The organism is Rhodococcus sp. W8901, from assembly GCF_013348805.1.
In the GTDB taxonomy this organism is placed as follows: domain Bacteria; phylum Actinomycetota; class Actinomycetes; order Mycobacteriales; family Mycobacteriaceae; genus Prescottella.
In genome coordinates this window covers 2782495-2800446 of the sequence record NZ_CP054690.1, presented here as the reverse complement: position 1 = coordinate 2800446, position 17952 = coordinate 2782495, and the positions used below count along the sequence as shown (strand labels likewise).

The 17952-nt window shown below is 68.6% G+C and carries 19 protein-coding genes; 6 read left to right on the top strand and 13 right to left on the bottom strand.

Translation table 11 applies throughout. The annotated features are described in order from the left end of the window. Window positions 1–475 precede the first annotated feature (475 nt). On the top strand, window positions 476–754 hold the full coding sequence (locus HUN07_RS13240) for a hypothetical protein (protein WP_174910165.1): 279 nt from the start codon (window positions 476–478) through the stop codon (window positions 752–754). Window positions 755–1013: 259 nt separating this feature from the next. Further along, window positions 1014–1619, top strand: a complete 606-nt coding sequence (locus HUN07_RS13235) for a hypothetical protein (RefSeq protein WP_174910163.1) — start codon at window positions 1014–1016, stop codon at window positions 1617–1619. Between the two features lie 157 nt (window positions 1620–1776). On the opposite strand, the gene HUN07_RS13230 is transcribed toward HUN07_RS13235, so the two are convergent. The 4 genes from HUN07_RS13230 to HUN07_RS13215 are packed head-to-tail and all read right to left on the bottom strand — an operon-like array spanning window position 1777 to window position 4855. Then, window positions 1777–1989 carry a DUF4287 domain-containing protein gene (locus HUN07_RS13230; RefSeq protein WP_174910161.1) on the bottom strand — a complete coding sequence of 71 codons (213 nt, stop codon included), beginning with the start codon at window positions 1987–1989 and terminating at the stop codon, window positions 1777–1779. 10 nt (window positions 1990–1999) lie between these two features. Then, complete coding sequence (locus HUN07_RS13225; RefSeq protein WP_174910160.1) at window positions 2000–2689, bottom strand: rhomboid-like protein; 690 nt, start codon at window positions 2687–2689, stop codon at window positions 2000–2002. A gap of 37 nt (window positions 2690–2726) precedes the next feature. Beyond that, window positions 2727–3533, bottom strand: a complete 807-nt coding sequence (locus HUN07_RS13220; protein ID WP_174910158.1) for an SDR family NAD(P)-dependent oxidoreductase — start codon at window positions 3531–3533, stop codon at window positions 2727–2729. Continuing rightward, entirely contained in the window at window positions 3530–4855 is a 1326-nt protein-coding gene (locus HUN07_RS13215; protein ID WP_254622925.1) for a flavin-containing monooxygenase, read from the bottom strand. The genes HUN07_RS13220 and HUN07_RS13215 overlap by 4 nt, the downstream gene beginning before the upstream one ends. Window positions 4856–5316: 461 nt before the next feature. Here HUN07_RS13215 and HUN07_RS13210 point away from each other — a divergent pair, with 461 nt between their 5' ends. Continuing rightward, on the top strand, window positions 5317–5883 hold the full coding sequence (locus HUN07_RS13210; protein ID WP_174910154.1) for a DUF6630 family protein: 567 nt from the start codon (window positions 5317–5319) through the stop codon (window positions 5881–5883). Window positions 5884–5963: 80 nt separating this feature from the next. Here HUN07_RS13210 and HUN07_RS13205 read toward each other — a convergent pair whose 3' ends face one another. Genes HUN07_RS13205 through HUN07_RS13190 form a run of 4 tightly spaced genes read right to left on the bottom strand, consistent with a single transcriptional unit; the run spans window position 5964 to window position 9464 of the window. Further along, complete coding sequence (locus HUN07_RS13205; RefSeq protein WP_174910152.1) at window positions 5964–6722, bottom strand: cobalt-precorrin-6A reductase; 759 nt, start codon at window positions 6720–6722, stop codon at window positions 5964–5966. After that, window positions 6722–7471, bottom strand: coding sequence for a precorrin-4 C(11)-methyltransferase (gene cobM, locus HUN07_RS13200; protein WP_114723110.1), 750 nt, complete (start codon window positions 7469–7471; stop codon window positions 6722–6724). Before cobM ends, HUN07_RS13205 begins: the two co-directional genes overlap by 1 nt. Next, window positions 7468–8712: a precorrin-6y C5,15-methyltransferase (decarboxylating) subunit CbiE gene (cbiE, locus tag HUN07_RS13195; RefSeq protein WP_174910150.1), complete on the bottom strand. Its 1245-nt coding sequence runs from the start codon at window positions 8710–8712 to the stop codon at window positions 7468–7470. The genes cobM and cbiE overlap by 4 nt, the downstream gene beginning before the upstream one ends. After that, the gene (locus tag HUN07_RS13190; protein ID WP_174910148.1) at window positions 8709–9464 is read right to left on the bottom strand and encodes an SDR family NAD(P)-dependent oxidoreductase; all 756 of its coding nucleotides are present in this window, start codon (window positions 9462–9464) and stop codon (window positions 8709–8711) included. The genes cbiE and HUN07_RS13190 overlap by 4 nt, the downstream gene beginning before the upstream one ends. A 44-nt stretch (window positions 9465–9508) precedes the next feature. Between HUN07_RS13190 and HUN07_RS13185 the strand changes: the two genes are divergently transcribed. Together HUN07_RS13185 and HUN07_RS13180 are read left to right on the top strand one after the other, a co-directional pair. After that, the gene (locus HUN07_RS13185; protein WP_174910146.1) at window positions 9509–9922 is read left to right on the top strand and encodes a PPOX class F420-dependent oxidoreductase; all 414 of its coding nucleotides are present in this window, start codon (window positions 9509–9511) and stop codon (window positions 9920–9922) included. Between the two features lie 134 nt (window positions 9923–10056). Continuing rightward, the gene (locus HUN07_RS13180; protein ID WP_254622924.1) at window positions 10057–10548 is read left to right on the top strand and encodes a hypothetical protein; all 492 of its coding nucleotides are present in this window, start codon (window positions 10057–10059) and stop codon (window positions 10546–10548) included. Between the two features lie 22 nt (window positions 10549–10570). On the opposite strand, the gene HUN07_RS13175 is transcribed toward HUN07_RS13180, so the two are convergent. After that, window positions 10571–11752: a M24 family metallopeptidase gene (locus HUN07_RS13175; protein ID WP_258558028.1), complete on the bottom strand. Its 1182-nt coding sequence runs from the start codon at window positions 11750–11752 to the stop codon at window positions 10571–10573. Window positions 11753–11789: 37 nt separating this feature from the next. Here HUN07_RS13175 and HUN07_RS13170 point away from each other — a divergent pair, with 37 nt between their 5' ends. Then, a complete protein-coding gene (locus HUN07_RS13170) occupies window positions 11790–12752 on the top strand; it encodes a 5'-3' exonuclease (protein WP_174910144.1) in 963 nt (320 codons plus the stop codon). Between the two features lie 18 nt (window positions 12753–12770). On the opposite strand, the gene HUN07_RS13165 is transcribed toward HUN07_RS13170, so the two are convergent. The 4 genes from HUN07_RS13165 to tatC all read right to left on the bottom strand — a co-directional run bounded on the left by HUN07_RS13165 (window position 12771) and on the right by tatC (window position 17901). Then, window positions 12771–13577, bottom strand: coding sequence for a DUF4333 domain-containing protein (locus HUN07_RS13165; protein ID WP_174910142.1), 807 nt, complete (start codon window positions 13575–13577; stop codon window positions 12771–12773). A gap of 277 nt (window positions 13578–13854) precedes the next feature. Beyond that, complete coding sequence (locus HUN07_RS13160) at window positions 13855–14118, bottom strand: DUF1876 domain-containing protein (protein ID WP_174910140.1); 264 nt, start codon at window positions 14116–14118, stop codon at window positions 13855–13857. Between the two features lie 133 nt (window positions 14119–14251). After that, window positions 14252–16948, bottom strand: coding sequence for a DEAD/DEAH box helicase (locus tag HUN07_RS13155; protein WP_174910138.1), 2697 nt, complete (start codon window positions 16946–16948; stop codon window positions 14252–14254). Further along, on the bottom strand, window positions 16945–17901 hold the full coding sequence (tatC, locus tag HUN07_RS13150; RefSeq protein WP_114723101.1) for a twin-arginine translocase subunit TatC: 957 nt from the start codon (window positions 17899–17901) through the stop codon (window positions 16945–16947). Before tatC ends, HUN07_RS13155 begins: the two co-directional genes overlap by 4 nt. Window positions 17902–17952 lie beyond the last annotated feature (51 nt).

Sequence of the window (17952 nt, the reverse complement as noted above, 5' to 3'; positions counted from 1 at the left end):
CGAGTCCCGCTCGGCCGGCGCTCCGGCCTGCGCGTCGCGCCAATAGTCCGCGGCCGTCTTCGGGCGCTCCCCGACAACGAGCGGGTCACCCTCCCAATCGTGATACGGCGGCAGATCGCCCCGCACCGGCGCGCTCCCGGTCCCCGAGCCCTGCTCGACGGCCATCACGCAGCCCTGACACAGCACCCGGCCCTCCGGCACCTCCAGGAACACCTCGTCCGGGTCCACGCCGTCCGGTAGGTCGCACGCCGCCACCCCGCACCCGTCGCACTCGTATCTCGTCGCCATGCCTTCTTCCTACCGTGCCGGCCGACGTCACACGCCCACCCGGCACGTTTCCCCATCCTCGTGCCGCGAGAAACACGTGTTGACCAGCATTGATAACACGCCCCTCGCGTGTCCGAGGCCCGCGAGATCCGGAGGGTGGAGAGCCCGTGTCCGATCATCGTCGCGACTACAACCACAGGAGGACACCATGTTCGTTTCGACCACCATCCTCATCGCATCGCATCGCATCGCCGGCCTATCGAACTTCACCAGCGAGTCGGCAGTGAAAGACTGGTTCCGCACCCGTGCGAGGAGCGAGACGATCCTGATCACGTTCTGTGCCATTGCGATCGCGGCGACGATCTCGATGGGCCTTCTCGCGGGCGGGCTAGTGGTTCTCGTCTATGCCGTCGTGGGAGTGCTCTGGCCGACCACCGTACGGTCGATCTGGCGCCGGCTCGGCGGGCACCGGTTCATCGTGCAGTAGGGCCGCGGCGGCAGGTCCCATCACTCCCCAGGGACCTGGGCAATCCCGCCAGAAACCAGAACACGTGCAGTTCAGAGCCCAGTTTGCGCGGGTTGCAGGCTCGGTGATCGTGGGTAGGTTCGGTAGTGGCCGCCAGTTGGGATCGACCATCTGAGGTGATCGGGCGGCAAGCTCGGGGCAACGCCAAACGCTACGGCGCGGTGGGGTCGTGAGCGATCTGGCCGTTCGCGGGTCGGTCGTCTTTGCTAGCTTCGGCCGCATGGGGAGTAAGGCGCGGGGGCTCGCGCAGCAGAAGGCCGCACACGCAGAGCAGGGCAATCAGTGGTGGACATACGCCGTCGAGTGCGGGCGACAGGTCCGGGCCGGATCACCGCCACCGGCGTTGGCTGTTCACGGCCTCGTGATGGGCCGCGGAGAACAGGCCATTGTCGAAGGGACTGCCGAGTATTCGCGGTTTTGGGCCGGTGACGGCACCTACCGCCGGACCTCGTCGTTCGCGATCGGTAGCCCGGCTTTCGTCGTCGGCAGTATCGCGGGCAGCATGATCGCCAATAGCCGGGCCAAGCATGCCGCCCAACGCAACAGCACGCTCATGTGGCGGGAGCACCAGCAGAGTCGGTTCCTCATCACCAACCACCGCGTGTGGTGCCACACCGCGGCGAAGGGCTGGCTCAGCTTCTACTTCAACTCGGTCAGCGAGTTCCACCCCGACCTGCACGGTTGGTCACTGACTCTCGCCTTCGAGAACGCTGCACCGCTGAGGCTGGTCGGGCCTGCCGCGCCCGCTCTCGCGCTCTGGTGCGGCCACGGCATCCTCGGCGATCGCTGGGTCACCGACCCCCGTATGGCTCCACTGCTCGCCTGACTCGGCCTGACGCCGTTTCGCCCGTTCTGCTTCCGCATCGGTGAGCAAGGGGACGTGTCGTCTTCCCTGGTCAGACGGCCTCGGTGGTGCGGGCGATCTCGACGGCGAGCCGGCCGCTCACTACGCGGGCAACTGCGTCGCGCAGCGCGCCTAGTCATCAGCTGCCGGCGCCCTCCTGCAGCGTGTGTGCGACAAGCGCATTGGCGTGACCGTGGCCCAGCCCGTGTTCGGACTTGAGCCAGTTGACCAGTTCCATGTGCTTGGTCAGGTCGGAGCCGCGAATGAGGTCCTTCCACTCGCTGATCGGCTTCCCGTACTTCTTCTCGATCGACGGAAAGTAGGACGCGGGACCCTTCACCGGTTCGGTCATGGGCGGCACGCTACCGGTGAGCTACGACACGTGCACGGATCGAACTCGCCCACTCCTCCGGATCCCAGGTTTCCGGCCGAGCCCGGGTGAGCGGGTAGCACGCGAAACCGATGAGGACCGCGGTGAAGTGTCCGATGTCGGTGAACGTCAGTGTGCCGAGCAACGGCAGCCCGTAGACCAGCAGCACACCGACCACATAGAGATACCGCCACGGCGGCGCGATCCGGTAGGCGAGCACCGCCGTGACGCCGGCCAACGCATAGCTGACGCCCACATCGAGGGTGTTCACCGCCGACTCCGGCGCCTCGCCGTGCCGAATCGCCAGATAGAGGACGCCCTCGCTGAGATACGTCGCGCCGACATGAGCGACCACCGCGACCGTCAGCCACCGCCACGTTCCCAGCCACCGTTCGACGGGAACGTGAAAGAGATTGAAGAGCACGAAATACCCGAACCATCCACCGCCGGCGAGCCAGAATGCACTGGAGATGAGAACGTGGAACGGGTCCTCACGAAGATGATGCAGATTGGTCGAGCGGCTGCCGAGAACATGATGCAATGCCTCGGGCGAAAGCTGATGCATCACGATCGTGGTCACCAACAGAATCGCGAGCCATATGAACGTACCGGGCGCGCGGCGCACGTACGCCCACGCCGCAGCCGGAAGCTGCGACCACCGGAACCGCTGCACGGCATCCACGGGACCAGTATGGACCCGATCCGGCCCGGACATCGGCTCAGTCGACAATCGCCCCGATTCCGTGGCGCTCCCGGTAGCGCCGCAGGTTGCCGCTCGCGAGCCGGGCGATCCAGGGCAGCACGCGCAGCATCGGACCCGGGGCCAGCATGCCGGTCTTCACCATCCAACCGTCGGATCGCGGCAGATTGGTCTCGACGCGCGGACGGTCCACCAATGCGAGCACGCGATCGGCGATGCGTTGCGGCGGCAGTGGTGTCCCCAGAAAGTTGAGTGCCGACCCGCCGGTGGCCGCCTCGTGACGCAGCATCGGGGTGTCGACCGAGCCGGGGTTGACGATGCTGACGCGGACACCGGTCTCACGCGTCCGCGCGGCCAGCGCCAACAGGAAGCCGCGCAGCCCGAACTTCGATGCGCTGTACCCCGGGCTCTCGGCGAGCGGCAGCATCCCGCCGATGGACACGATCGCCACGACGTGCCCGCGTGATGCCTGCAATGTCGGGTACAGCGCGCGTGTCAGCTGCACCGGTGCCAGCAGGTTGACGCCGAGCTCGCGGTCCACTTCCTCGGCAGTGACGTGCTCGAACGGCGTGGTGACGACGACGCCCGCCACGTGGACGAGCAGATCGCACTCCCCCGCCGCGGACTCCACCAGCGCCTGCACGTCCGACGAGACGGTCAGATCGCAGGGGTGTGGCGTGATCTGCCCGGCTACGCCGTCGGATATCGCCGTCAATCCTCGAGCGTCGACGTCCACCGCGACGACGTCGTATCCCCGAGCCGCCAGTCCGCGGCAGATCGACGCCCCGATCGCACCGGCCGCCCCGGTGACCACGGCGCGGGTCATGCCGCCACCCGGACACGGTCGAACATGCCGGGCGTCAGATCGGTCCAGCCGAACTCGCCGCGCACGCGGGCCAGGTAGTCCCGGAAGGCGTGCGAATCGACGTACGCGCTGTGGCGGTCGGTGCCGATGAACGAGATTCCGCCGCTCAGGTCGGGCCGGTCCGTCGCCATCCTGCGATCGAACACGGCCGCACGCGACGGATTGTGCTCCTGGTCGTGCAGGTACTGGGCCAGGATGTTCGTCACCTGGTCGAACAGGGTGTATGCGCTCGAGTTGGTCTCCAGGTAGCCGGCGCCGAACAGATTCCGGTGCTTCGGATTGAACGCCGTGAGATAGAGCCGTGGTCGCCCCGCATGCCAGTCGAAGCACGATTCCCGGACGTGCGGGATCGTCCAGTCGTAGCCGGTGGCGTACAGCACCAGGTCGACCTCCCGACTGGATCCGTCGGTGAACTCCACCCGGGGCCCGGCGAACCGCGCGACGTCGGGGACGATCGCGACGTCACCGTGCTGAAGGTGGTGCACCAGTTGGCTGTTGAGCAGCGGGTGCGATTCGAGGAGCTTGTGGTCGGGCCGCGGCAGTCCCAACCGGGTCAGATCACCCTGGATCAGGCGCAGCACCCCGGTGAGCAGCGGGCGCTCGAGTGCGATCGGCAGCCGCGGCCCCTTCTCGGCGAACACGTCGGTCGGGGTTCCGAAGATGTGTTTCGGGATCACGTGATACCCGCGGCGGACACTGACGAACGTCTCCGACGCGGACGCCGCCGCGTCACAGGCGATGTCGGCACCCGAGTTGCCCAGACCCACGATAAGTACCCGCTTGCCGCGGAACTCGTCGATCCCCCGGTAGGTCACCGCGTGCCGGATCTCGCCGTCGAAAGTGCCGGGGTGAGCCGGGATTCGAGGCTGCCAGGTCACACCGGTCGCGCACACCACGGCGCGGTAGCGGCGCCGTTCACCGGTCGACAGTCGGACCGCCCAGCCGTCGCCGTCCGGGGTGACGTCCTCGACGGCGGTGCCGAAGCCGATCGACTCGTACAGGCCGAACGCCCGCGCGAAACTGCGCGTGTAGTCGAGGATCGCCCGGTTCCCCGGGTAGTCCGGGAACGAGTCGGGCATCGGGAAGTCGTGAAACCCCGACATCGTGCGGGACGAGATGAAATGCGCCGACTCGTACATCGGTGTCCCGGGGTTGTCGAGATCCCAGATCCCGCCCACGTCGCTGTGCCGTTCGAACTGGTCGTACTCGATACCGAGCCGACGAAACGCCCTGGCCGCCGACAGTCCGGCCGGCCCCGCGCCGACGATGCACACCCGATCCATTCGAATGCCCCTTCCCTCGCCGCACATTCAACCCCGCCCCCTGCCCTCGTGGAGCTGAATCGAGTGGTAGCCGAGGCGAGTCCGGTGTGGAGTCTCGCGGCTGGGGCCGACGCGGGTGAATTCCGGAATCCCGGTTGTTCCGTCCGATACGTATTTTCGCACCGTAGCGACGAGTGCCGAACGCCCGCTTCGTGGTTGACGAAAGGCACTCCTCCGCGGTCGGGTGCGGCCACGCGACGGATGCGGGGCTACTCGCCTTCGGCAGGAACGTACGTCCTCGCTCCCGACGAGCACGAACCGGAAGCGCTCACTCCCCCGCCGGATCGACCGAGGGAACAGCGGGCACTCCCCCTTCGTGACGAGCATCGAGCCCCGACGTCAGTTGTCCCGATCCAGATCGACGAGATGTGTTCCGGTGCATCGGCTCGAGTAGGTGTCGGGCGGGTGCATAAGCTGGCGGCATGATCGATCTGGCGTTCTTTCTTGCGGCGGCTGAGCGGGGGTTCCCGCTCGATGTGGACGATGCGGTGGCTTACTTGATCCAGGCGGAGGTGCTCCTGCCGGTCGACTGGTCTGGTGAGGAGCGGACCGGACAGATATCGCAGTTCGTAGCACGTCGAGTGGAGGCCTTCGGGGAGGGCCGCGCCGTTGTCGCTGCCGTCGAGTCCGCTGCCATGGAAGCGGCCGGCGCCGACCTCGAACGTGGCGCGCACGTGCCGGCGATCCTGCGCGCTGTGGACGATGCCCTGGCCCCCGCGGGGTTGGCGCTGGGCGAACTACGGTCCGGCGACGACACGTACCGTGTCGGCGTCATGCGTCGCACGACGGCGTCGAGTCAGGCATGGGGCCTGGACCGGCCTTCTACCGAGTTGCTCTACATCATCGACTGCCCGTGCGGTGGCATGAACGTGTGGCAGCTGTCCAGGACGGAACCGAAGCCTGATGAAGGCGAGTGCAACTCGTGCGGTCGGAACCTGTTCGACCCTGCCGGTACCCCGATCGTGCCCATGGCCATGGAACCCGTCTGACCTCAGGGAACGTAGCCAACTCGCGAATCGAGCAGGGACACCCCGGCCGCGCAACCACGGTCGGCGTGCCTGACGGCCGGCTAGACGATGCGCGGACGCTGTCCGTGCGGTTGCGTGAGCCATCGGACGGCGACCTCGAGGTCGGACGTCGACGCCACCCCCACCGGGATCGGTGTCCGGGACACCATCACGACCGGGATGTCGAGTCGGCGGGCGGCCTCGAGCTTCGCCGACGTGAGCGCTCCCCCGCTGTTCTTCGTCACCACCACGTCGATCCGATGCCGGCGCATCAGCGAGACCTCGTCGTCGACGGAGAAGGGCCCCCGATCCAGCAGAAGCTCCGACCGCGCGGGCATCGAGACGTCGGGGGGATCGATCGCGCGGACGAGGAACCAGCCGGAACCGTCGGCGAACGCGTCGACGCCCTGCCGGCCGATCGTCAGGAAGACCCGCTCCCCCAGTGCGGGCACCGCCCCCGCGGCCGCGGCGAGGTCGGGAACGGTGTGCCAGCGATCCGCCGGACCCGGCTCCCATTCGCGTCGGCGCAGCACCAGCAGTGGCACGTCCACCCGCGCCGTCGAGTCGGCAGCGTTGGCGGTGATCCGCGCCGCGAACGGGTGGGTCGCGTCGACGACGGCATCGATGTCGTTGACCTGCAGCCACTCCGCGAGCCCGTCGACGCCACCGAATCCGCCGATCCGAACGTCCCCCACCGGCAGCACGGGGTCGCGGACCCGCCCGGCGAGCGACGACGTCACCGACACCGCCGGATCGGCATCCAGACGGGCCGCGAGGTCGCGTGCGTCCCGGGTGCCGCCGAGGACGAGGACCCTGCGCATCAGTGAGTGGTGCGTGACCGGGACGCCGAGTACAGGTAGCTGTCGGGGAAGCCCTCCGCCGCCAACACTCGGCCCACGATCACCACTGCCGTCTTCGTGATTCCCGCGGCGTGCACCTGATCGGCGAGGGTCGCGAGGGTGCCGCGCAGCACGATCTCGTCCGGCCGGCTCGCGAACGCGACGACCGCCGCCGGGCAGTCGGACCCGTAGTTCTCGGACAGTTCCTCGACGATCTGCTCGATCCGGTGCGCGCCCAGGTGCACCACCATCGTGGCGCCGCTGCGCCCGAGCGAGCGCAGATCCTCGCCCGGCGGCATCGCCGTCGACAGCGTCGACACCCGGGTCAGCACGATCGACTGCGATACCCCGGGCACCGTGAGCTCCCGTCCCAGCGCGGCGGCCGCGGCCGTGAAGGCCGGCACCCCGGGCACGATGTCGTACGCGACGCCCGATGCCTCGAGGCGTCGAACCTGCTCGGCGACGGCCGAGTAGATCGACGGATCCCCCGAATGCAGGCGGGCCACATCGAGCCCGGCCGCGTCGGCGGCGATGAGCTGCTCGACGATCTCGTCCAGACTCATGCGCGCGGTGTCGATAACCTCGGCGTCGTCGGGGCACAGAGTGAGGAGTTCGGCGGGCACCAGGCTGCCCGCGTACAGGCACACCGGGCTCTGCGAGATCATGCGCGACGCGCGGAGCGTGATGAGGTCGGCAGCGCCCGGGCCTGCTCCGATGAAGTGGACTGTCATGTCGTTTCCCTTTCGGTGCTGTCCGGCTTCGTTGCCGACCATTGGGCCACCGGCAACTGCGGTCGCCACGCCGTGAAGCCGCCCAGCGGCTCACCTCGATAGACCTGGAATTTGCGGAGCTCTCCGCCGTTGCGCGAATGCCACTGCAGAATCAGCGACTCCGACTCGGCGGTGACGGCGTTGACCACCATCCGGCCACCCGGGCGCAATCGCGCCCAGCACGCGTCGAGCATTCCGTCCTGCGTGACGCCGCCGCCGACGAAGACGGCGTCGGGCGCGGCCGTCTCCTCGCCGAACGACGCCGGGGCCGCACCGCGGATCCGGAGCGCAGGAACGCCCAGGGCCACGGCGTTGTCGCCGATCTGTCCGACGCGCGAGTCCTCACGCTCGAACGCGACCGCGCGGCACCGGGGGTCGCTGCGCATCCACTCGATGCCGATCGTCCCCGAACCGCCGCCGACGTCCCACAGCAGTTCACCGGGCGCGGGAGCCAGCGCAGCGAGCGTGAGCGCCCGCACCTCGTGCTTCGTCATCTGACCGTCCCCGCGGTAGGCGGCGTCCGGTAGACCCGCGTTCCGCGTCAGGCGCATCGCACCCGCGCCGCGGACCTCGAGCGCGATCACGTTGAGCGGATCGCCCGCCGGCCGGTTCCACTCGGAGGCGGTACCGTCCGCCACTGCTTCGGCGGGCCCGCCCAGCTGTTCCAGCACGGTCAGTCGGGAGTCACCGAAACCGCTCTCGCACAGCAGTTTCGCGACAGCCGCCGGGGTGTGTTGGTCGTTGCTGAGCACCAGCAGGCGCGCGCCGGTCTGCAGTTCCGGCGACAGCGTGCCCACCGGACGATTCACCAGGCTGACGGTGGGTGTCTCGTGCACCGCCCACCCCAGTCGCGCACACGCCAACGACACCGACGACGGGTGCGCGATCACGCGGATCCGCTCGGGACCCAGCACCCGGCACAGCGTGACACCGATGCCGTGGAACATCGGATCCCCGCTGCCGAGCACACACACCCGGCGGTCGCGGTGCTCGTCGAACAGGCCGGGTAACGCCGGCAGCATCGGCGACGGCCACGACACACGCAGCGCGGCGGAGTACGGAACGAGGTCGAGTTGCCGGGGCGAGCCGATCAGCACGTCGGCACCGCCGATCGCCGCCTGTGCCCGCGGTGAGAGTCCTTCCCACCCGTCGGCCCCGATCCCGACCACCAGGACCGGCGAGGTCGATACGGCAACGGTCATCGGGGCATCCGGCGCCAGACGAACTGCGGCAGCAGTCGCATCCCGAAGAACACGGGACGCAGCAGCGCCGGCACCCACACCCGTTCGGTGCGCTTGCGCAGGCCGTGGACGACCGCGTCGGCCACCTGCTGCGGGGTGCTCGAGAACGGAGCAGGCTTCATGCCCTCCGTCATCCGCCCGATCACGAATCCGGGCCGCACAAGCAGCAGATGGACGCCGCTGCCGTGCAGCGCGTCCCCCAGGCCCGAGGCGAATCCGTCGAGGCCGGCCTTCGCCGAACCGTAGACGTAGTTGGCGCGGCGGACCCGCATGCCGGCGACCGACGAGAACACCACGATCTGTCCCGAGCCGTGGGCCCGCATCAGGTTCGCGAGATGCGTGAGCACACTGATCTGGGCGACGTAGTCGGTGTGGACGACGGCGAGCGCGTGCCCGGCGTCCTGCTCGGCGCGGGCCTGATCACCCAGGACACCGAACGCCAGCACGGCGACCCCGATGGGGCCGTGCTGTTCGGCGATCGCCGACAGGACACCGGAGTGATCCGCGACGCGATCGGCGTCGAACTCGATGGTGTGGACATCGGTGGCACCGGCACCGAGCAGGGTCCGGCGTTGCTGTTCCAGATCGTCACTGTGGCGCGCGGCCAGGACGACGGCCCGCCCGGGCGCCAGTCGCTGCGCGACCTCCAGCCCGATCTCGCTGCGACCGCCCAGCAGCACCACCGATCCGGGGGCGAAATCCGTGTCACTCATGACTCCAGTGTCCTGGATTCGCGGCGCTCGAGTACCGTCGGGGCATGGCCCGCTCCCCGTCGAATCCCACGCACCTCACCGCCGAGGCCGGCGAGTTCCTCACCGAACGGCATCTGGCGACGCTGACCACCCTGCGCAAGGACGGATCTCCGCACGTCGTGGCCGTGGGATTCACCTGGGACCCGGACAAGCGGATTGCCCGGATCATCACCAACGACTCGTCACAGAAGGCCCGTAACGCCGACCGCGGGGGCTATGCCGCGGTCAGTCAGGTCGACGGCGGGCGGTGGCTCACGCTCGAGGGCTCCGCGCGGGTGATGTCGGATCCCGCGTCCGTCGCCGAGGGCGTCGAGCGCTACACGGCCCGGTACCGGCAGCCGCGGGAGAACCCCACCCGAGTGGTCATCGAGATCCACGTCGAACGAGTGATGGGCTCGGCAATCCTCATCGACAGGTGAAATCGTCTGATTTGCAACAGTATTCGGCGTCCACGGGGTGTTCCGAGGCGAGGCACGGGGGTAACGTGTGAGGACGTCGATGGCGAGCCCCTGATGGTCGTCATTGTCACCAACGAACCCGAGTGGGGATGCCCATGACAACTCGACGGACGGTATCGACGAATGGACGTTCCGATCACCGATGGGCCTTCCGCGGGTCGATCCTCGCGGGTGTCGCCGTCGCCGGACTGTGCGCGCCTGCCGCGGCTCATGCACTGCCGCCACACCCGTTCGGCCCGCCGGCGCTGACGATCGGCTGCGCCAACCAGGGCAGTCTGATGTCGTTGACCGGTGCCACCGGGCAATCCGGGCCCGAGCAGACGCCGCCGATCGGGCCGGGTGAGATCCGGTTCGAATCGTTCCCGGCGGCACCCCCGATCCCGGCCGCCGGACAGGTCACCGTCGCCTGGATCAACCTGGACACCGGCGCGACGGGCATCGCGGCGCTCGAGGGCACCTACCCGTACCACTCGAAGACGGTCTACACCGGTACCGGCAATATCCGGGCCACCGTGTTCGGCACGATCGACCTGGGCAGTCTGCCGCTGTGTCAGTCCAACCCGACATTCGGCAACTTCATCGTCTGACGTCGGCTGCCCGGCACGTCCCTCAGCCGGGCAGAACGGTCAATCCGTGCGGGCGCCGGTTCATCGGCTCGCACCCGTCGGCGGTGACCACGACGATGTCCTCGATCCGGGCACCCCACCGGCCGCGGAAGTAGATGCCCGGCTCGATACTGAATGCCATTCCCGGCTCGAGCGTGATCTCGTTGCCGGCGACGATGTACGGCTCCTCGTGCACCGACAGCCCGATGCCGTGACCGGTGCGGTGGACGAACACCTCCGCCAGTCCGGCTTCCGCCAGGACGTCGCGGGCGGCGGCATCGACCGATTCGGCGGTCACACCGGGACGGACCGCATCGACGGCGGCGCGCTGTGCCGCCTCGAGGACGGCACACTGCCGCGCGACCTCGGCCTCCGGCTCGCCGAGGACGTACGTGCGGGTCGAATCGGAGTTGTATCCGGGTTCGACCGGTCCGCCGATGTCGATCACCACGACATCGCCGGCCTCGACGACACGATCCGACACCTCGTGGTGGGGATCGGCACCGTGCGGACCCGATCCGACGATCACGAACGCGGCCTCGGTGTGCCCCTCGGCGAGGATCGCATCGGTGATGTCGCGGGCCACCTCGGCTTCGGTCCGGCCCGGCCGCAACCACTCGCCCATCCGCGCGTGGACCCTGTCGATCGCCGCGCCGGCGCGACGCAGAGCCTCGATCTCGGCGTCGTCCTTGATCATTCGCAGCTCCCGCAGCACTCCGGTCGCCAGCACCGGCACGGTGCCGAACCGTCGGGCCAGCGGAACCAGGTGCAGCGCGGGCATCGCATCGGTGACCGCCGTGCGCGGGGACTCCGGCAGCAGCGACGACACCAGCTCGTACGGATCGACGCCGTCGACCCAGTCGTGCACGGGAAGGCCGAGATCCCCCACCGCCGAATCCCCCAGCGACGCAAGCTCGAGCCGTGGCAGGACGACGGACGGCGGATTCCCGTCCGCGGGGACGACCAGGCAGGTCAATCGCTCGAACGAGTCGGCCCGGGAACCGACGAGGTAGCGTAGGTCGGGACCCGGCGTGACCAGGAGCCCGTCGAGTCCGGCACGCTCCGCGAACCGGGCGGCTCGCGTCAGTCGGTCGGCATAGACCGCGGTCGGGAACCGCGTCACCCCGGAGTTGTCGGGCCCGGTGCTGTGGGAACTCAGAGAACTCCGAGAACTATCTGTACTCATGAGATTCAGGCTAGTGCCGTTTGGCAGGATGGGGCGCATGAGTGGACCTTTGCTGCTGCTGGACGGTGCAAGTCTGTGGTTCCGGGCGTTCTACGCCCTCCCCGAATCGATGACTGCGCCCGACGGCCGTCCGGTCAATGCCGTGCGCGGGTTCACCGACATGGTCGCCGCCCTCGTCACCCGCACCCAGCCGTCACGACTGGCGGTGTGCCTGGATCTCGACTGGCGCCCCCAGTTCCGGGTCGACGCCGTGCCGTCGTACAAGGCGCACCGGGTGGCTCAGGAATCCGCCGGCGCCGACACCTCCGCGGGGTCTGCCGAGGAGGTGCCCGACACGCTGACGCCTCAGGTCGACATGATCATGGACGTGCTGGACGCCGCCGGTATCGCGACGGCCGGCGCTGCGGGGCTCGAAGCCGACGACGTGCTGGGAACCCTTGCAGCGCAAGAGAAGGAAGACTCCGTCGTGGTCGTGAGCGGCGACCGGGATCTACTCCAGGTGGTCACCGACGATCCGGTCGCCGTGCGCGTGCTGTACGTCGGCCGTGGGCTGGCGAAGGCCGAACTGTTCGGACCTGCCGAGGTGGCCGCGAAGTACGGGGTGCCCGCGGAACGCGCCGGAGACGCCTACGCGGAGCTGGCCCTGCTGCGGGGCGACTCGTCGGACGGCCTGCCCGGGGTCAAGGGCGTCGGCGAGAAGACCGCGTCCACGCTCCTGCTACGACACGGTTCGCTCGAACAGCTACGTGCCGCGGCGCTGGACCCGACCACCGACGTCGCGAAGGGTGTTCGCGCCAAGCTCGCCGCGTCCGCCGACTACATCGACGCCGCGTTGCCGGTGGTGCGGGTGGTCACCGATGCCGACGTGCAGTTGTCGCGCCCCGACGTGTTGCCCAGCGCGCCGGTCCACCCCGAACGACTCGAACAGGTGGCCACGCAACTAGGCATCGAGCGCTCGGTCGCCCGCCTCGTGGCGGCGATGGCGACCGAGCGCTCGTGACGTCCCGCAGGCTCCGGACTAGCTCGGGCGGCTGACCGAGTACTTGCCGTCGTTGTCGGTGAAGGTCACGGTGACCTTCTTCGGGGCGCCGTCCACCGTCAACGAACACTGGAACGAATTACCCTCGGAGACTTCCTGACCGGACGGGCAGCTCACGTCGGAGACCGAACGCGCACCGTACGACTCGGTGACGATCTGCTCGACGCCCTTCTGCGCGGCGGCCTGATCGAGTGTCTTGCCGCCGAAGACTCCCGAGAGCGCCAGGCCGACGACCGCGATCACCGCGATCACGGCCAGTCCGATTCCCGCCCACATCACCGGCTTCCCCTTACCACCGGTGGTTGCCGGCTGTACGGGTTGCATGGGCTGCGCCGCCCACTGGTTCGGGGGCTGGGTGCCGAACTGCGCCTGCGGGTATCCCGGCTGCGCGCCCCACTGCTGGCCGGGGTACTGCTGCGCCTGGCTCGGCTGCCCCGCATTGGACTGTCCGGCGTACTGGCCGGAACCGCCCATCTGGGGGTTCCACTGCGGCTGTGCGGACGACGGCTGACCCCACGCCTGACCGCCGCCACCCCACTGCTGGTTCGCGTCGGGAGCACCGGGATACGGCTGACCCCAGGCCTGATTCTGGGGCTGGCCATGCTGTCCCGGATAGCCCTGCCCGGGAGGGGGGTAGGCGCCGCCGCCGTACACATCGGCGGGGTACGGGTTCGGGAGCGGTTGCTGGATGTGTTCGGGAGCGGTCGGTGCCGCGTGTCCTTCGCCGTGCCCCGGCTGCGAGGCCCACTGCTCGTTGGGCTCGTTCGGTCCCTGCGGGCTGCTCATGTCGTCTCTCCTCGTCTCCGGTACTGCAGCCTACGATGCAACGAAATGCGTGAGCAGAGCCCGAACTTCGTGGATGTTCACGCGTTTCGAAGAATGTCTCTGGATCGGCAGCGGGTTACCCGAGACCCGGATCTTCAACAAAGCGGTACTCCTCCCCCGGTGCCGATTCATCGACACCCTACGCAGCATTCATCCGGACACGGAACATTGCCCCACGCTTTTCCGTGTCAGCTGGCCGGATGTCGGTCGTCGTCCTGTGCGGCCGGGTCCGCGGCCGCTACTCGGTCAGATGCGCGGGTGCGTGCGTAACGCCCTCGATGTCGCTGACGGTCGCGTCGATCAACTGATGTGCGAGATCGGTGAGCGCGCGCGCCGTCGCGAGTTCGTCACCGATCTCGGGCACGTTGCGATCCGTCGGATTCCTTCGCGCCGCCCCGACGCCGACCAGCGTCGTGTCACCGGTGTGCAGTCTCGCGGTAGAACGAGTCTGACGGTCGTGTTCGTCTATCACGATCTCCATCGACCACTGCTTCGCGTCCATGGTCGCGCTCCTCTCGGTACCGCCCCGACGGGTGGCCGGGGGTACACGATCCAGTCAACGTCCATCGGCCACGATCCGGTAGGGGCGTTCGGATCCACCCGTCTTCGGAACTGCGACCTGCCGCGGCGGCGGACTACGTGGCGGCCACCGCGACGACCCCACGACGGATCGCCCCGACCGCCCGCGCGGCGGCCTTCGCCACCGCCGGATCGGACGCCGTCGAGTGCACCTGGTCGAGCAGGTCGATCACCTGCCGGCACCAACGCACGAAGTCGCCCGCCGACAGTTCCTTACCGCCCGAACCCGCCGAGATCAGCGCGTCCACCAGCGACTCGTCGCTGGCCCACTGGTAGATGGCGGTCACGAAGCCGAGGTCTGGCTCCCGGGTGAGCGGGAGCTTGTGCCGGACCTCGTCGGCCCGCAACTCGCCCCACACCCGCACCGTCTCCGCGAGCGCCTGTCGTAGCGGCACCGTCGGGCCCCGGTCGGGCGCGTCGGCATCCTGCCGGGACTCGTACACGACAGCCGACACCACCGCGGCCAGCTCGGCGGGGGTGAGCCCGCTCCAGACCCCGCGCCGCAGACACTCCGCGACGAGGAGATCGCTTTCGCAGTAGATCCGACCCAGGCGCTGCCCGGCCTCGGTGGCCTTCGGGTGCTTGCCCTCGGAGATGTAGCCACGCTCGGTGAGCAGGGCCACGATCCGGTCGAAGGTCCGCGCCAGCGAGTTCGTGGTCGCGGCCACCTTCTGCCGCATGGAGTCGGTCTCGCGGGCCAGACGGTTGTAGCGCTCGCCGATCCGGCTCAGCTGTTCGCGGTCCGGGCGAGAATGGCACGGGTGCTCACGAAGCGCCTTCCGGAGCGCCACGATCTCGCTGTCCTCGCGACCACTCTTCGCCCGTTTCGGTTTCCGCGGCGCGACGATGCCCGTACTCCGCAACGCCGACGCCAGATCGCGACGCACGCGGGCCGTGCGGTGATCGACGTGCCGCGGCAATCGCATCCGGCCGAGCGCACGTGCCGGCACCGGGAAGTCCGCGGCACTGACCCGGCCCGCCCACTTCTCCTCCGTCAGCACCAAGGGCCGGGGATCGGTGTGATTCTGATCCGGCTCGAGCACGACCGCGAGCCCGGAGCGTTTGCCCACCGGGATCGCGACGACATCGCCCCGCCGGAGCCCGACGAGCGACTCGACCGACGTGCCCCGCCGGTCCGCCCGACCCTGACGTTCGATCGCGCGCTCACGGCGGCGCAGCTGCTCCCGGATCTGCACGTACTCGAAATACTCGCCGTCCGCGCCGCCGAGCTTGTCCCGCAGTTCTGTCAGCGCGGCCTCGTTGCGTTCGATCCCGCGGGTGAGCCCGACGACAGAACGGTCGGCCTGGAACTGCGCGAACGACCGCTCGAGCAGCGCACGCGACTCCGCCGCACCCATCCGATCGATCAGGTTGATCGACATGTTGTAGGCGGGGCGGAACGAGCTGCGCAGCGGAAAGGTCCGCGTAGACGCCAGTCCGGCGACGTCGGTGGGCTCGACGCCGGGCTGCCACAGCACCACGGCATGGCCCTCGACGTCGATGCCGCGACGTCCCGCACGCCCGGTGAGCTGCGTGTACTCCCCCGGTGTCAGCTCCGCGTGCGTGTCGCCGTTGTATTTGACGAGGCGCTCGAGCACGACCGAACGCGCCGGCATGTTGATTCCCAGTGCGAGGGTCTCGGTCGCGAACACCGCGCGCACCAGCCCGTTGACGAACAATTCCTCCACGGTCTCCCGGAAGGCGGGCAGCATTCCGGCGTGGTGGGCGGCGAAGCCACGTTCGAGCGCCTCGCGCCACCCCCAGTAGCCGAGCACCTCGAGGTCGGCGCGCGGCAGGTCCCGGGTGTGCTTGTCGATGATCTCGCGGATCTGCGCGGTCTGCTCCGGCGTCGTCAGACGCAGGCGGGACCGCACGCACTGCGCGAGCGCCGCCTCGCAACCGGCGCGGCTGAAGATGAAGGTGATCGCCGGCAGCAAACCCTCTTCGTCAAGCCGCGCGATCACCTCCGGACGCGGCAGCGGCCGGTAGTCGCTCGACCGCCCACGACCACGCCCGCGCGGCTCCCAGTCGTTCATCCGGTCGAGCGCAAGGCGTTGCTTGACGTGGCGCGCCAGGTCCTGGTCGACCACCACGTCGTGCCCGCCGTTCGGCGTCGCCTTCGCATCGAACAGATCGAACAACCGACGTCCGACCATGATGTGCTGCCACAGCGGGATCGGGCGGGTCTCGTCGACCACGATCGTCGTGTCGCCCCGAACGGTCTCCATCCAGGCGCCGAATTCCTCGGCGTTGCTGACCGTCGCCGACAGGCTGACGAGGCGCACGTCCTCGGGCAGGTGCAGGATCACCTCTTCCCAGACTGCCCCGCGGAAGCGATCGGCCAGGAAGTGCACCTCGTCCATCACGACATGCGAGAGACCACGCAGCGCCGGCGAGTCGGCGTAGAGCATGTTGCGCAGTACCTCGGTCGTCATGACGACGACGGGAGCGTCCGAGTTGATGCTGGTGTCCCCGGTCAGCAGCCCGACGGCGTCCTTGCCGTGGCGTTCGGAGAGTTCAGCGAACTTCTGATTGCTGAGCGCCTTGATCGGCGTCGTGTAGAAGCACTTGCGCCCGGCCTCGAGCGCGAGGTGCACCGCGAACTCACCGACTACGGTCTTGCCCGCGCCAGTAGGCGCGCACACCAGCACGCCGTGCCCGGCCTCGAGCGCCGCGCAGGCCTGCACCTGGAACGGATCGAGGGGAAAGCTCAGTTGTTCCGTGAACGAGTCGAGTTGGGTCCGAGCCCTCACAGCGTGTCCGTGTAGTCCTGCGAAGCGGGCCTCGGGGCAGCCGACGCGGGCTCCACCGGTGTGACACCGTCCACGGCCGTCGGCGCACTGATCGTCGACGCCTCCTCGTCGTCCAGAGCACCCCAGGCCTCGGACTCAGCCCGCGCCTTGCGCTTGTCGTTGAGTCGCGCGACCTGCACGGCCACCTCGAACAGAACCGTCAACGCGCCGGCCAAAACCAACATCGAGAACGGATCCTGGCCGGGAGTGGCGACCGCCGCGAACACGAACAACCCCATGATCAGCCCGCGACGCCACGCCTTCAGCTTCGAGTACGGAAGCACGCCGACGACGTTGAGCGCGACGATGAGGAGCGGAATCTCGAAGCTGACACCGAAGATGATCAGCAGGTTGATCACGAAGCCGAAATACTGGGCGCCGCTCAGAGCGGTGATCTGGACGTTGTCGCCGATCGTCAACAGGAAGTGCAGGGCCTTCGCGACGACGACGTATGCAAGGACCGCACCGGCGACGAACAGGGCGGTCGCCGCGACGACGAAACTGATCGCGTACTTCCGCTCCTTCGAGTACATACCCGGAGTCACGAAACCCCAGATCTGGTAGAGCCAGATCGGGCAGGCCAGCACGATGCCGGCGGTGAAGGCAACCTTGAACCGGAGCATGAACTGCTCGAACGGACCCGTCGCGAGCAGACGACACGAACCGTCGTTGCTCAGGTCCGCTCGAGCGGAGGTAGGAAGCTCACAGTACGGCCCGCGCAGCAGATCGCCGAGGCTCTCCAGCCCCAGGATCTGATGGGAATACCAGAAGAAGCCGATGATCGTGGTCAGCACGATGGCCGCGACGGAGATCAGCAGTCGCGTCCGCAGCTCGTACAGGTGATCGACCAGCGACATCGTGCCATCTGGATTTGTCCTGCGTCGGCTGCGACGCGGGTCGAACGGAATTCGCACAGTGGGCCCTAGCCTTGGTCAGCGACGAACCGGGGCGAACGCACTCACCCC

Coding starts and splice junctions, on each gene's coding strand:
- cobM (WP_114723110.1), bottom strand. CDS start 7,471: ATGACAGTCCACTTCATCGGAGCAGGCCCGGGCGCTGCCGACCTCATC.
- HUN07_RS13240 (WP_174910165.1), top strand. CDS start 476: ATGTTCGTTTCGACCACCATCCTCATCGCATCGCATCGCATCGCCGGC.
- HUN07_RS13220 (WP_174910158.1), bottom strand. CDS start 3,533: ATGACCCGCGCCGTGGTCACCGGGGCGGCCGGTGCGATCGGGGCGTCG.
- HUN07_RS13215 (WP_254622925.1), bottom strand. CDS start 4,855: ATGGATCGGGTGTGCATCGTCGGCGCGGGGCCGGCCGGACTGTCGGCG.
- HUN07_RS13230 (WP_174910161.1), bottom strand. CDS start 1,989: ATGACCGAACCGGTGAAGGGTCCCGCGTCCTACTTTCCGTCGATCGAG.
- HUN07_RS13205 (WP_174910152.1), bottom strand. CDS start 6,722: ATGCGCAGGGTCCTCGTCCTCGGCGGCACCCGGGACGCACGCGACCTC.
- HUN07_RS13185 (WP_174910146.1), top strand. CDS start 9,509: ATGGCCCGCTCCCCGTCGAATCCCACGCACCTCACCGCCGAGGCCGGC.
- HUN07_RS13190 (WP_174910148.1), bottom strand. CDS start 9,464: ATGAGTGACACGGATTTCGCCCCCGGATCGGTGGTGCTGCTGGGCGGT.
- HUN07_RS13175 (WP_258558028.1), bottom strand. CDS start 11,752: ATGAGTACAGATAGTTCTCGGAGTTCTCTGAGTTCCCACAGCACCGGG.
- HUN07_RS13165 (WP_174910142.1), bottom strand. CDS start 13,577: ATGAGCAGCCCGCAGGGACCGAACGAGCCCAACGAGCAGTGGGCCTCG.
- HUN07_RS13180 (WP_254622924.1), top strand. CDS start 10,057: ATGACAACTCGACGGACGGTATCGACGAATGGACGTTCCGATCACCGA.
- HUN07_RS13160 (WP_174910140.1), bottom strand. CDS start 14,118: ATGGACGCGAAGCAGTGGTCGATGGAGATCGTGATAGACGAACACGAC.
- HUN07_RS13170 (WP_174910144.1), top strand. CDS start 11,790: ATGAGTGGACCTTTGCTGCTGCTGGACGGTGCAAGTCTGTGGTTCCGG.
- cbiE (WP_174910150.1), bottom strand. CDS start 8,712: ATGACCGTTGCCGTATCGACCTCGCCGGTCCTGGTGGTCGGGATCGGG.
- HUN07_RS13235 (WP_174910163.1), top strand. CDS start 1,014: ATGGGGAGTAAGGCGCGGGGGCTCGCGCAGCAGAAGGCCGCACACGCA.
- HUN07_RS13210 (WP_174910154.1), top strand. CDS start 5,317: ATGATCGATCTGGCGTTCTTTCTTGCGGCGGCTGAGCGGGGGTTCCCG.